Below are 12,579 nucleotides of genomic sequence, written 5' to 3' on the forward strand. Positions count from 1 at the left end.
TTGTGTTGGCGCATGTTGCGGCGCAATCATCCTATGCCGGTTGTGGGGGCACAACGGGCGTCCCGGGATGTGAGCTACTGGGCCGAAAAGCAAACATCGCACGAAGCGTTTGGTTTTCATCCGAAACCAAAATTGCCTCTGTCGATCTACACCCTTCACTGGAGCCGCGCGTCGACCGCGCCCGTGAAGCTTGCTCGGTCCACCGGCGCGGCCGTCTAACGTTTACGCGGCGCGAACGTAGCCGTAGCGCAGGTTCGAGGGCGCCTTAGCTGCCTGCGTATATTCGTTCTTGAGCGAGGCGAGACGGTCCTCGGAATAGGCCGGCATCCTGGTGTTGTCAGCCGCTCTCAGCTTGATCTTGTAGAGCCTGGTGGCGTTGCCTGCGAAGATCAGTTGCTTGGTGGCGCTATTGGCGTCGCCGAGTGGTGCAAAGCCGTATTTCTTCTGCATGTCCTCCGGGATTTCGAGCCGGCGCAGCGCCTCGATCTGCCACTGCGGTGAACCGTACCAGACCGAGTCGGTGCCCCACATCACGTGGTCTACCCCCATGCCCTTGATCAACGTGCCGACCAGCGCGGCACAGAATTTCGGATGCGCCACTGCCGAGTTGGCAAAGGACGTGCCGAGTTCGGCATAGACATTGTTGACGCCGAACTTCTGCGGGATTTCCGAAAGATCCGTGGCCCACAGGATGCGGCCGGTCTGCTCGAACTCCGCCCACGCCTTGTCCGGCAGTTCGAGGAACGCCCGTAGCGCCGAGTGATAGATCACGAAGTTCATCTGCGGCCAGTCCTTCGCCGCCTTTCCGACATCCCACGCGGTTGCATATTCCCACACGCCGGCGAACGACTTCTCGTAATCGGGCGGCAGCAGCCCCTTGTGGATGCACAGCGTGTTGATGCCGGACTTCACCGCTTTTTCGTAAAACGGATACATCACCTGCTCGTCGTCGAGCCGCCATGGGAACTTGGAGGGCGCTAGCGGATCGCCGATCGTGTAGGACTTCCAGGAATCCGGCTTGTAGACCTCGATCGCCTTGTCGACCTCCTCCATCCAGCCGGGCTGCTTTGGGGTGATGACGCTGTGCGCCAGCAGCCGGCGCGAGCCGGCGAAGTCGTTGATGAGTTCGCGGGCCTTGACGATCTGCTCGTTGGAAAGAAGCCACCAGCTCGGATCGTCGAACGGCGCGCCGCTCAACAGCGCCATGTTGGTGTCGCTGTCGTAGTAGATCTCTTTCACATAATTCTGGAACTTGTAGCGGCCGAGCGAGGAGACGCCCTCCTCCTTCATCTTCGGGTTCCAGTGCTGGCTCGCAAAGTCCGCCAGCCCCAACAGCTCCTTGTGATCGAAGTCGTCGCGCACGAAGTGGGTCTGAACGTCGAATATGAACTGGTCGGCGAGGCCTTGCGCGCGTGCCCGCATCAATTCGGGCTCTTGCGCCTCCGCAGTCGCGACCTGGAAAACATTGCCGTAGACGTCGTTCATGGCGAGGAATGCTGCCGCCATGCCGCAACCCGTGTGCAGGAACTGCCTGCGGCTCAAGCCGAGGTGCTTGCCGTTCACGTCGGCGAGCTCGTTGATCCGGGCCTCGACCTTCTTTTGCACGGCGCTCTGCGGGGGCGGCAGATACTCGCCGTTGGAAACAATCTGCGTGGGAATCGGCGTTGCCGCCGATGCCGCCTCCGCGCCCGCGACAAGACGCTGCTCTCGCTCGCTAAGCCAGGTGCTCATTGTTCTCCTCCCTGTTTCGTTGGGCTACGACGGCGCTGGTCGTGCGCGCATCAGCTTCCCGCGTTTGGCCACTCCCGATCAGTCAGGTGGACGAGATAGGCATACCTCCCTTCAACCGCATGAGGCCATCGCACCCGCCTCATGCCGAAGCCGAGTCTCTTCATCACGTCATCCTGTGAGGGTATAGACACACGTGAAAACTACTTACGGTAGTGGCGCATCTTCGCCGAATTCAATGCTCAAATTTCCAATGGCGCAAGCAAAGTTATCCGGCAGTCATGCTGTCCCAAAGCACCCATTGCGGTTGGCAGGCTTGCCCGAGCGAGCACAAAGCGCCTGCAGACTTATGACGCGCATGAAGCATCTGATGCGCATGAAGCATCGTCCTTCGCGGACGGACGGAGGGATCCAGCCCGCGCCAATTGCCCGGGCCTAGATTCGATCACGCAGCCCTTTGACGCCTTCCCTTTCGGCGCAATGCTCGCAACAGAAGAACGTGCCGGACTTCTCCAATCCGTGCCCGACGATACGGATGCCGCAATGATCGCAGGTCGGCGCGAGCGCATGAATGGCGCACTCGAAACTATCGAAGGTGTGCGCCTTGCCGTTCATTGTGACCTGAAAGGACTTGTCATAGTCATTGCCGCAGGTTTCACATGTAGCCATGATGTCCGCCTTCACTTATGACGCGGTCGCCCTCGCATTGATTAAATTCAATAACGGGGTCTCCAAAGGTTGGTTCCTCATCTTGAGCGCAACATCGACCAACCCGGCGTCCGTTGACGCGGATTGGTCGAGGCGTCTCATGCTCCGGAATCAGACAGCAGCTTCTGGAGTATTGCCTCGACCGAGTGCGGCGATATCCCAAGCTCGGCAAATCCAGGCATATGTGGCGATGACACCGTGTCGATTTCCATCAGCTCCACTTGATTGCGCGTGAGGAATGGAATCCGGAGCGTTTCGGAGGCCCATGCCAGTGCATGCCAAGCAACAAACGGGACTGGAATCAGTCGAGGTGCGAGTCCGGCTTGGTGCGCCACGGCTCTCAGCAACTCCTCGTAAGAATAGACGCGGGGGCCGCCGAACTCGAAGATGTCAGTCGTCTCGGCGCGCTGCATGATCCGGCCAATCGCGTCAGCAACATCATCCACACAGGCCGGCTGCAATCTGGTCACGCCGCGGCCGAACATCGGATAGACGGGAAGCTGGCGGAGCAGCTTGAGGATGACGACGAGAAACGCGTCGTCCGATCCGAACATCACCGCCGGACGGATCAAAGTTGCCTCGGCGAACGCCGTCCGGACCGCCAGTTCGCCCTCGCCACGCTTCCGGATGTAGCGCGATTGGGAGGTGGCATCGGAGCCGATTCCCGAAATGTGGACCAGCCTTTTGACGCCAGCCCTGTGCGCTTGAATGGCTACCCGCCGGGCGGCCTCGACGTGAACGGATTGAAAAGTCACCGCTCCGCGCTCGATGTAAAGACTGACCGCATTCACGACGCCGTAAGCGCCGGCAAGCGCCTCCGCGACTGACCGCTCGTCGTGAATGTTCGCCTCTACGGATTGAAGTTGCGGGTCTTCGGCGCCAGGCAAGGTGTAGCCGTGATCGGGATGCCTTGACGCGGTCCGAACGGGAAATCCGCGTGAGCGCAGTTGTCGAACGATGCGGCGGCCCAGAAAGCCGGTTCCGCCGAACACGGTGACGATCTGATCGTTCGTTGCCACCATGGCCCATTCGCCAAATCATGTCGCAACCGCCCCCATTATAGCGGCTTCGAACCCTGCTGCGAGAACTAACTGCAAGTCTGCAAATGATGAGGCCGAGTCTCTCGCAGCGGTCTTGCAGGGCAGACGCGCAAAGAGCACGCGAGGGCGCAGGCGCTAGCAGCAATCGCTCTACAGGCAGGGCAATCGCTCTGGCGCAGCCACAGCTCCGATCCGCTAGATCATCACGGTGCCCACATCGAACCGGACGGAGAAAAAAGATGATCTGGAAAAGCATCGTCGGACCCCGTGCGATTACACCCGATTCTGCGCGCTGGTCCGCAATATCTGATTCAGCTCGCAAGGCGGCTGAGACAGTCTCTGACTTCGCCAGCATCATTCACAACCTGGTTATGGATATACGCAATAGCTACCGGCCCGAGCTGCACTACATGCGCGGCCCCGGCCCGAAATGGCGCGCCAAGCATCAGTCTTGGCCAAGATTAGATTCTGACTGCCGACGTTCCCCAGTGTGCTGGAAAGGGTCCCCTCATGCGGTATCTTAGCTTCGGACAGGTTGGTCTTCTCGTGATCTTGCTAGCCCTGCTTGGCCTCACTGGCGTATGGGCTGTATCGGTGTGGAATGCCACGAGCGACGCCGTGATGGATAAGCACGGCTGGATCGCCCTTGGACTCGGAACGTTCTTTTCACTCCTGATCGGCTGCGGGCTGATGGCCTTGATGTTCTTCAGCAGCCGTAGCGGTCACGATGACGCCGCCGACCCGTTCAGGGAAAGGCGTGAGCCACCCGCTGAATGAGTTGTAACGGGGGCCCAAACAAAAAGCGGTCCCGGATCTGCCGGGACCGCTTAAGCTCGTGAGTGTTGTCCCTCCGTGGCGACATTCCCAAAATCCGCACGCGGCGTGACGCACAAGCGGCCGCTTAGGATACTCCGCGAGGCGCCTCAGGGCACCGGTGGACTCAGCCCGAATTTGGATTTGGCGGTGCGCTGCACACGCCGCCGGACTATCCTTGTCGCATCATTGTTTGCGAAGTGCTGGCGTCTTGCTATGATCGAAAGAAAAACAATCAACGGCGATAGGGAGAAGCGTCATGAGGACCGTGCTCCGCAGTTTGGCGTTGACAGCAGCCTTGGCCGCGATGGCCATGCCGGCCGCGGCTCAAAACTATCCTGAGCGCCCGATCAAGATGATCGTGCCGTGGGCGGCAGGCGGCGATACGGACAACATCTTTCGTCCATTTGCGCCGCTTCTACAGAAGCATATCGGTCAGCCAATCGTGATCGCCAACGTCACGGGCGCCTCCGGCACCGTCGGGGCGCGCGAAGCCAAGGGCTCGCCGCCGGACGGCTATACGCTTTATGCGGTGCACGACTACATCCACCTTGTGCACTATGCCGGCGTCACAGACGTCAAATACAGCGACTTTGAGCCGATCTGCCTGCTCTCTGCGACGCCATCGGTCCTGACGGCGAGCCCCAAGACGCCCTGGAAGACCTGGGCCGAGCTTGCCGAAGACGCCAAGAAGCGTCCGGGCCAGATCACCGTGGGGGCGACCCTCGGATCGACCAGCCACATATTCCCGGCGCTCATCGAAAAGGCGGCCGGCGTCAAGTTCAAGTACGTCTCCTATGAAGGCCTCGCGCCGCGCATGAATGCCATTCTCGGCGGCCATGTCGATTTGACGGATTCCAACCTGACGCAGAAGGGCAAGGTCGATGCCGGGCAGCTCAAGTTTCTTGCCATTGCTGCCGAAAAGCGCGATCCCGAAGCCCCTGACGTGCCGACGCTGAAGGAGCTCGGCATGGACATCGTCTACGCGGTTTTGCGCGGCCTGATAGTACCGAAGGGCACGCCGGCCGCGGTGCGCGCCAAGCTGGACGAGGCCTGCGGAAAAGCCGCCAAGGAGCCGGAGTTCGCGGACGCGATGAAGAAGCAAGGCACGCGCGTCTCCTATCTCAACGCCGCCGAATACGGTCCATTCCTCGACAAGCTCGACCGGGAGAGCAAGGTGATCATGACCGAGCTCGGTCTTGCCAAGCAATGAGACTTGGCCGCGATAGCCTTGCCGGATTGATCTTCCTCGCGGTCAGTCTGGCTCTGCTCGTGCAATCGTTTGGACTTCCGCAACTGCCGCTGGTGCCGGTCGGTCCCGGCTTCTATCCGCGCATCGTTCTGATCTTCATGGCCGTGACCAGCGCGGCGCTGATCGTGCAGGACCTGGTCGCACCGCGCGCTGAGCCGGCCGACGTCCCAGTTCCGGCGCAGCCGCAACGGGCCTATGGCCTGGTCGCGCTCGCCTTCGTCATTGTCGCGCTCTACCTGGTACTTCTGCCTCTGCTCGGCTATCGCATCGCAACCGTCCTGTTCGTCGCCGCGTTGCAAGCGACGCTCGAGAGGCCTACGACCTGGCGCCAATGGGCGGTCCTCGCAGCAATAGCGATTGGCACGTCGGCGGTGACGTATCTGGTCTTCGAGCGGTATCTCACGGTGCTGCTTCCTCGCGGTAGCTGGACAAACTGGTAGGCCATGTTCGAGCTTTTGGGACATGGGCTGCTGACGGTGCTGCAGTGGAATTATCTCGTTCCGCTGTTCGCGGGCACACTCATTGGCGTCGTCGGCGGTGCACTGCCGGGCGTCACCATCACGATGACGATCATCGTCATCCTGCCGTTCACCTATGGTCTCGATCCTCTGCAGGGGCTGGCCGCGATGACCGGCGTCTATGTCGGTGGCTCCGCCGGCGGCCTGGTCACCGCGTGTCTACTCGGAATTCCGGGCACGCCCTCGGCGATCGCCACGACCTTCGACGGCTTTCCGATGGCGCGGGGTGGCGCGCCCGGCCGGGCGATCTGGCTCGGCGTGTGGTCGTCGTTCTTCGGCGGGCTGCTCGGCGGGCTGTTCCTGATCCTGGTGACCGGGCCGCTCGCGGCCATCGCACTTCAGTTCGGACCGTGGGAGTATTTCTCGCTGTTCGTGCTGGCCATGGCAATGGTGGCGGGTCTGGCCGAGTCCTCGTTCATCAAGGGCCTGCTGTCGACCGCCATTGGCCTCCTGATCACCGTCATCGGCACGGACCCGATCGGCAGCGTGCCGCGCTTCACCTTCGGGTCCGAGTTCATCAGCGGCGGCTTCCCGTTCCTGCCGGTGCTAATCGGGATCTTTGCCTTCGCACAGATCATGTCCGACATCGAGAAGACAAGAGCGCCAAAGACGCCCGAGGCCATTCTGGCCGCGCAGCCGAGTCTTGGGGTTTCCCTTGGGGTTTCCCACCTCAAGGTGATCGGCGAAATCCTCGGCCGTCCGTTCCTGCTCCTGTGGTCGACGGTCGTCGGCATCCTGATCGGCGTATTGCCGGCGATCGGCGGCAGCGCCGCCAATATGCTGGCCTACGACCAGGCGAAGAAGTTCTCGCGCCATCCCGAGCGTTTCGGCACAGGCGTGCCCGAGGGCATCATCGCCTCTGAGTCCTCCAACAATGCCAATGTCGGCGGCTCGCTGGTGACCATCATGGCGTTCGGTATCCCGGGCGACGCCGTGACCGCCGTCATGCTGGGCGCCATGACGATCCATGGCATCCAGTCGGGGCCGCTGTTCGTCTCCCAGCAACCCACCCTCGCCTACGGCATCTACGCCGCATACATTTTGGCACACCTGCTGATGGTGCTGATCCTGGCCGCGGGCGCGCTATTCATGCTTCAGATCACCCGGGTCAGGCTCGCGGTGCTTGCGCCCGTCGTGCTGGTGCTTTGCGTGATCGGTGCTTACGCGCTCAACAACACGATGCAGAGCGTGTATGTCCTGCTCATCTTTGGTGTGTTCGGCTATGCGCTGGTGAAGGGCGGATTTCCGCTGGCTCCGCTCATCCTCGGCCTCATCCTCGGCGATCAGATCGAGATCAACCTTATTCGGGCGATCATGACGGACGACAACCCGCTGCTGTTCTTCACGCGGCCGATTTCCGGCGCGTTACTGCTCTGTGCGGCGCTCTCGGTCGCCCTGGCTGTGTGGCAGCACCTGCGTCATCAGGCGCGAACCGCGCATGAGGAAGCACCCGACTTCTGACGCCGAGTTCGACCTTGCGCTTCATGCAGCCCCACTACCAGCTACGTGGCTTAGATTGCGTCTATATTGAAGAGGACTAACTCTCATTTCCGAGCGAAACATGAATATGAATGCTGACGCCGAGGAATAACCAAGGCGTAGTGCGATCTCCGTGATCGGAAGGTCGCTGCCCAACATTTCGATCGCTTTGAAAAGGCGCAGACGCTGACGCCAGGTGCGCAAGCTCATGCCGACTTCGCTCTCAAAGCGTCGGGTCAGCGTTCGCGGCGACATCCCGATCTCAAGCCCCCACTTGTCACTGTGACGGGGATTGGCGGGATCGGCATAAAGATTCTCACAAAGTGCAAGCAAGGCCGGGTGGGTAGGCCATGGCAGGGCTCCCGAGATGGGCGTTGCCCGTCGCAACTGCTCGAGGATGAGTGCGGTAACGCGGTCGGCGTAGTGACGATCTTCTTGTTTAAGCGATACGGCCTCTATGATGAGTGCCCGCAGAAGCGTGGATACATGAATGACCGCCGTCCCGGAGGTCATTCCTTGGCTTGCGTCATCGGCTACCCAGAGGCTTCGGAATTCCGCGCCCATGAGGGAGCCGACCGAGTGTTTGGTACCGGTCGGCAGCCAGACGGCCTGTTCTGGGGAAATGACGAGACTTCTTCCGTCGGCGTTGACGGTGAGCGCGCCGGAAATCGCGTAGACGAGTTGATTCCAAGTGTGGCTGTGCTCGGCAAAGTAGCTTCTCGCAGGAAGCGACTGGACCCGGACGATCAGAGGCTCGGGTGATCCAAGACCTCGCGGGCTATCGAGTGGCTTCCATCCAACGTTTTTGCGCGATTTGTGACGTTTCATCGATATAAATTGGCATTTTGTAGAGGGAAACACCAGTGCTTTGTTCTTAGGCTGAGGGAGTGAAAGCAGCGCCGCTGCTGGCGGGCCCAAGCGTGCAAGTGCCGTTCAGTCCAGCGCGCTACGCAGGCGCTACCGAGACCAAGGGAGGGAAAGCGCAATGAGCGTAAGCCGACGAAGAATCTTGGCATCGGGGGCGGCGATCGCAATCGGCGGCTTGTCCACCAATTCCCGCGAGGCCCGAGCCGGCGCCGCTCCGCCGAACGTTCCCGAATGGATGCATGAACAGGGTAGACCAATTCTGTCGCCGGCCTACGGACTGCCGTCGAAATTCGAGAAGGATGTCGTGCGCCGCATTCGGGAGCCTCGCGCCACCGACACCGAGGCCTTTAGCGTTACGCCGTTGCAGAACCTGCACGGCATCATCACCCCGAATGGCCTCGTCTTCGAACGTCATCACGCCGGCGTCCCCGAAATCGCACCCGATCAGCATCGCTTGCTGATCCACGGCCTGGTGGATCGGCCGCTGATCTTAACGATGGACGAACTCCTTCGGTTTCCTGCGGTCACCCGTATTCACTTCCTGGAATGCTCCGGCAACAGCTCCACCGAATGGAGAAAGTCCGGCTACCATTCTGTCCAGCGCACGCACGGGCTGTTGTCCTGTTGCGAATGGACCGGGGTGCCGCTCTCGACGATCTTGGGAGAGGTCGGACTGAAGTCAGACGCCAAATGGATCTTGGCCGAGGGCGCCGATGCGGCCGCCATGACGCGCAGTGTGCCGATTGAAAAGGCGCTCGACGATGCGCTCCTTGTCTATGCCCAGAACGGCGAGATGCTGAGACCGGAGCAAGGCTATCCCGTCCGGCTGTTCCTTCCGGGCTTCGAGGGAAATATGTCGGTGAAATGGCTGCGTCGCCTGAAGATCGGCGATCGTCCGTGGCATACACGAGAAGAGACCGCGCGCTACACCAACCTGCTTGCGAACGGCAAGGCGTATCAATTCGCATTCGAGATGGACGTAAAGTCCGTGGTGACCTTCCCGAATGCCGATCGCAGCTTCAAGGCCCCGGGGTTCTACGAAATCTCTGGAATCGCCTGGTCCGGACGTGGCCACGTCACGCGTGTCGACGTTTCCGTTGACGGCGGTGCCACATGGCGGCGGGCCACGCTCCAGGAACCCGTCCTCGACAAATGTCTGACCCGTTTCCGACTGCCATTCAACTGGCAGGGCCAGCCTCTGGAGATCCAAAGCAGAGCTTACGACGACAAGGGCTGGATGCAGCCCACCCGTTCGAGCCTGATTGCCGCGCGGGGAACAAATCCCCGGTACCACTTCAATGCAATTCAAGGCTGGAAGGTCGCTGCTGATGGAGTCGTCACCAATGCGAGCACTTAGCGCCTCCGTTGTTGCCCTGCTCTTCGTCGCCGGTTCTGCGCTCGCGCAGCAAGCGCGGCTCGGCCTCGGCACGCCGGCCACTTCGGAACAGATCCGCGGGTGGGACATCGACGTGCGGCCGGACGGCGCCGGGTTGCCGCCAGGCAAGGGTACCGTCGAGCAAGGCGAGAAGGTTTATGCCGAGCAATGCGCCGCCTGTCATGGCGAGAAGGGACAGAACCCGGCGAAAGGCTTCGACCGCCTCGTGGGCGGTAAGGGTACGCTGGCGACGCCAAAGCCCGTTCAGACGGTCGGCAGTTACTGGCCCTACGCAACAACGATCTTCGACTACGTCAATCGAGCCATGCCGTTCACCGCGCCGAACTCGTTGACGGCGGACGAAGTCTATTCGGTCGTGGCCTACCTGCTCTACGTCAACGACATCGTCCCGCGGCAGGCGGTCATGGATGCGCAGGAATTGAAGAAGGTGAAGATGCCCAACGCGGAAGGCTTCATTGCCGATGGGCGACCCGACACCGAGGGCTTGAAATGCAAGGCGGATTGCAAATAGCCGGGTCTACGCCGATGCCGAGCTTGATCGCGGGACATCTCATTGACTGGCGGAGCAGTCGCAGCATGAACTTCAATTTTCCCGCGCTCAACCATGAGGCGGCGACAGCCTTTCGCCGAGAGCGCAGCAATGTCGTAAGGCTTGCTGTCGCTCAGGCTCTCGCGGGCGCCAATTCTACGGTCGTCTACGCAACCGGGGCTGTCGTTGGCGACATGCTGGCGCCCAGCAGGACGCTGGCGACGCTGCCGGTTTCCGTTTTTGTCGTCGGCATGGCCCTCTGCACACTGCCGGCGGGCGCCGTCGCCGAACGGTATGGTCGGCGTACAACATTCCTGCTCGGTGCGGGCAGCGGCATCCTCGCGGGCTTGATCGCGTTTCTTGCGGTCCTCCAGGGGTCGTTTCCGCTGTTCTGCACGTCGACCTTTTTCGGGGGCGCCTACGCCGCCGTGGTGCTCTCCTTCCGCTTTGCCGCGGCCGATTGCGCAGCGCCGGAACGGCGGCCCCGTGCTCTTTCCGCTGTGATGGCCGGCGGTGTATTCGCTGGTGTGATAGGTCCACAACTTGTGACGCACACCATGAACCTGTGGGGGCCTTACCTCTTCGCTGCGACGTTTATTGGCCAAGCGGCGCTTGCGGCTTTCTCCGCAGTCATCCTGGCGGGCGTTCAGCTTCCTCCGCCGACTGCAACTGAGCGAGGCGCTGGAAGGCCGCTCGCTGTGATCGCCTACCAGCCGCGTTTCATCCTGGCAGTGATCTGTGGGGTCGTTTCCTACCTGCTCATGAATTTCATCATGACGGCAGCCCCGCTGGCGATGAAATTCTGCGGGTTGTCCCAGGAGTCAGCCAATCTTGGTCTGCAGTGGCACGTCATCGCGATGTACGCCCCCAGCTTTTGGACAGGACGCCTTATCACGCGGTTCGGTTCATCCGCTGTCGTCGCCGTCGGGCTGGCGCTCATCGCTGCCTCATCGTCGGTGGGTCTGCTTGGCATCGATGTCACGCATTTCTGGGCGACGCTGATCTTGCTCGGGATCGGTTGGAATTTCGGCTTCATCGGTGCTTCGGCCATGGTTCTGGAATGCCATCGTCCCGAGGAAAAGGCGCGAGTCCAGTCGCTCAATGACTTCGTCGTCTTTGGCACGATGACGGTCGGTTCATTCCTCTCCGGCGGGCTGCTATCGTCCTTCGGCTGGTCGACTGTCTTGGTTCTGTCGTTCGTACCACTGCTGATCGCGTTGTTGGCGCTAATTGGGTTTTCGTATCGAGGCAACCTACAGCAAACCTGACCAGCACGGCGCTTGCCGCCTTGCCGATACAAAGTGTTCAAGCCAGCCGGCTTGCGTAAGAAACGTTTCGAGGAGATGCGACATGAACGAAGCAGACGCCCCAGTGCAATATATTGAGCGCACGCGCCACTATTACCGTGCTCTCGGTTACGCCAACGACTATGTCTGGGTGAGCTTTGATGATGTCCCCTTCACCCGGCCTGCCAAGCCACTGTCGGAGCTACGCATCGCACTGATTACCACGGCTAGTCCGCTGGATTTTGATGGGGTGAAGCGGGTGTGGTCAGGCGTCGTTTCGCCGCCGCCGGAGAAGCTGTTTACCGACAATGTTGCGTGGGACAAGGAGTCGACCCACACCAATGACCGGGCCAGCTTCTTGCCGATAGAAGCCGTTTTCGAATTAGTCGCTGAAGGAGTCATCGCCGGACTGACGCCGCGCTTTCATGGTGTTCCGACAGAATACAGCCAGCGAAAAACGGTGACCAAGGATTCGCCCGAAATCCTGGCGCGCGTTCGACAAGATGGAGCGGATGCTGCAATCCTTTGCCCCCTTTGCCCCGTTTGTCACCAGACCGTGAGCCTGGTGGCTCGTCATCTCGAAGCGAATGGAATTCCGACCGTCATTATCGGTTCGGCGCTGGACGTTGTCGAGCATTGCGGCGTTCCACGGTTCTACTTCACGGATTTTCCGCTGGGCAATCCGTGCGGGCATCCTTGGCAACCCGACATGCAGCGCGAGATCGTGCGCCAGGCGCTCGCCCTTTTTGAGACATCGAAGGCGCCGCGAACAACTGTCAGGGCGCCATTTGCCTGGAACGAAGAAGGAGCCGTCTGGCGGGCTCGATACGGTCGGGTCACGCCCGCAGATCGAGAGCGACTGCTCAAACTAGGCGATGAGCGGCGCCGTAAGCAGGCGCAATCCAAGCAGGCGGCTGCCGACAGAGAATCATCCGAATGACTGCGAACTCGATGAGAAATTTC

At 60.9% G+C, this 12,579-nt stretch carries 13 protein-coding genes; 9 read left to right on the forward strand and 4 right to left on the reverse strand.

From position 1 onward, the window contains the following. Window positions 1–222: 222 nt before the first annotated feature. The 3 genes from V1278_RS26195 to V1278_RS26205 form a co-directional block, all read right to left on the reverse strand. Window positions 223–1,731: an amidohydrolase family protein gene (locus V1278_RS26195; protein ID WP_334382685.1), complete on the reverse strand. Its 1,509-nt coding sequence runs from the start codon at window positions 1,729–1,731 to the stop codon at window positions 223–225. A 432-nt stretch (window positions 1,732–2,163) separates the two neighbouring features. Then, window positions 2,164–2,412: a hypothetical protein gene (locus tag V1278_RS26200; protein ID WP_334382686.1), complete on the reverse strand. Its 249-nt coding sequence runs from the start codon at window positions 2,410–2,412 to the stop codon at window positions 2,164–2,166. Between the two features lie 122 nt (window positions 2,413–2,534). Next, window positions 2,535–3,458, reverse strand: coding sequence for a complex I NDUFA9 subunit family protein (locus V1278_RS26205; RefSeq protein ID WP_442894636.1), 924 nt, complete (start codon window positions 3,456–3,458; stop codon window positions 2,535–2,537). A 320-nt stretch (window positions 3,459–3,778) separates the two neighbouring features. Between V1278_RS26205 and V1278_RS37040 the strand changes: the two genes are divergently transcribed. From V1278_RS37040 to V1278_RS26225, 5 genes are all read left to right on the forward strand, one after another. Then, a complete protein-coding gene (locus V1278_RS37040) occupies window positions 3,779–4,000 on the forward strand; it encodes a hypothetical protein (RefSeq protein ID WP_442893824.1) in 222 nt (73 codons plus the stop codon). Beyond that, window positions 3,987–4,253 (forward strand): hypothetical protein, encoded by a 267-nt coding sequence (locus V1278_RS26210; protein ID WP_334382688.1) that lies wholly within the window; start codon window positions 3,987–3,989, stop codon window positions 4,251–4,253. The genes V1278_RS37040 and V1278_RS26210 overlap by 14 nt, the downstream gene beginning before the upstream one ends. Before the next feature lie 295 nt (window positions 4,254–4,548). Further along, the gene (locus V1278_RS26215) at window positions 4,549–5,502 is read left to right on the forward strand and encodes a tripartite tricarboxylate transporter substrate binding protein (RefSeq protein WP_334382689.1); all 954 of its coding nucleotides are present in this window, start codon (window positions 4,549–4,551) and stop codon (window positions 5,500–5,502) included. Next, the gene (locus V1278_RS26220; protein WP_334382690.1) at window positions 5,499–5,981 is read left to right on the forward strand and encodes a tripartite tricarboxylate transporter TctB family protein; all 483 of its coding nucleotides are present in this window, start codon (window positions 5,499–5,501) and stop codon (window positions 5,979–5,981) included. Before V1278_RS26215 ends, V1278_RS26220 begins: the two co-directional genes overlap by 4 nt. A gap of 3 nt (window positions 5,982–5,984) precedes the next feature. Beyond that, window positions 5,985–7,520, forward strand: coding sequence for a tripartite tricarboxylate transporter permease (locus V1278_RS26225; RefSeq protein WP_334382692.1), 1,536 nt, complete (start codon window positions 5,985–5,987; stop codon window positions 7,518–7,520). A 21-nt stretch (window positions 7,521–7,541) separates the two neighbouring features. Here the strand turns inward: V1278_RS26225 and V1278_RS26230 are convergent, their stop codons facing one another. Next, the gene (locus V1278_RS26230; protein ID WP_334382693.1) at window positions 7,542–8,366 is read right to left on the reverse strand and encodes an AraC family transcriptional regulator; all 825 of its coding nucleotides are present in this window, start codon (window positions 8,364–8,366) and stop codon (window positions 7,542–7,544) included. A gap of 157 nt (window positions 8,367–8,523) precedes the next feature. On the opposite strand from V1278_RS26230, the gene soxC reads away from it, so the two are divergent. The 4 genes from soxC to V1278_RS26250 all read left to right on the forward strand — a co-directional run bounded on the left by soxC (window position 8,524) and on the right by V1278_RS26250 (window position 12,556). Next, a complete protein-coding gene (gene soxC / locus V1278_RS26235; protein ID WP_334476182.1) occupies window positions 8,524–9,762 on the forward strand; it encodes a sulfite dehydrogenase in 1,239 nt (412 codons plus the stop codon). Next, entirely contained in the window at window positions 9,749–10,312 is a 564-nt protein-coding gene (locus tag V1278_RS26240) for a c-type cytochrome (protein ID WP_334382695.1), read from the forward strand. Before soxC ends, V1278_RS26240 begins: the two co-directional genes overlap by 14 nt. A 65-nt stretch (window positions 10,313–10,377) precedes the next feature. Further along, window positions 10,378–11,598, forward strand: a complete 1,221-nt coding sequence (locus V1278_RS26245; protein ID WP_334382696.1) for an MFS transporter — start codon at window positions 10,378–10,380, stop codon at window positions 11,596–11,598. Window positions 11,599–11,680: 82 nt separating this feature from the next. Continuing rightward, entirely contained in the window at window positions 11,681–12,556 is an 876-nt protein-coding gene (locus V1278_RS26250) for a glycine reductase (RefSeq protein ID WP_334382697.1), read from the forward strand. Window positions 12,557–12,579 lie beyond the last annotated feature (23 nt).

This window comes from Bradyrhizobium sp. AZCC 1577, from assembly GCF_036924575.1.
In the GTDB taxonomy this organism is placed as follows: domain Bacteria; phylum Pseudomonadota; class Alphaproteobacteria; order Rhizobiales; family Xanthobacteraceae; genus Bradyrhizobium.

Coding starts and splice junctions, on each gene's coding strand:
- V1278_RS26195 (WP_334382685.1), bottom strand. CDS start 1,731: ATGAGCACCTGGCTTAGCGAGCGAGAGCAGCGTCTTGTCGCGGGCGCG.
- V1278_RS26205 (WP_442894636.1), bottom strand. CDS start 3,458: ATGGTGGCAACGAACGATCAGATCGTCACCGTGTTCGGCGGAACCGGC.
- V1278_RS26210 (WP_334382688.1), top strand. CDS start 3,987: ATGCGGTATCTTAGCTTCGGACAGGTTGGTCTTCTCGTGATCTTGCTA.
- V1278_RS26215 (WP_334382689.1), top strand. CDS start 4,549: ATGAGGACCGTGCTCCGCAGTTTGGCGTTGACAGCAGCCTTGGCCGCG.
- V1278_RS26220 (WP_334382690.1), top strand. CDS start 5,499: ATGAGACTTGGCCGCGATAGCCTTGCCGGATTGATCTTCCTCGCGGTC.
- V1278_RS26225 (WP_334382692.1), top strand. CDS start 5,985: ATGTTCGAGCTTTTGGGACATGGGCTGCTGACGGTGCTGCAGTGGAAT.
- V1278_RS26230 (WP_334382693.1), bottom strand. CDS start 8,366: ATGAAACGTCACAAATCGCGCAAAAACGTTGGATGGAAGCCACTCGAT.
- soxC (WP_334476182.1), top strand. CDS start 8,524: ATGAGCGTAAGCCGACGAAGAATCTTGGCATCGGGGGCGGCGATCGCA.
- V1278_RS26240 (WP_334382695.1), top strand. CDS start 9,749: ATGCGAGCACTTAGCGCCTCCGTTGTTGCCCTGCTCTTCGTCGCCGGT.
- V1278_RS26245 (WP_334382696.1), top strand. CDS start 10,378: ATGAACTTCAATTTTCCCGCGCTCAACCATGAGGCGGCGACAGCCTTT.
- V1278_RS26250 (WP_334382697.1), top strand. CDS start 11,681: ATGAACGAAGCAGACGCCCCAGTGCAATATATTGAGCGCACGCGCCAC.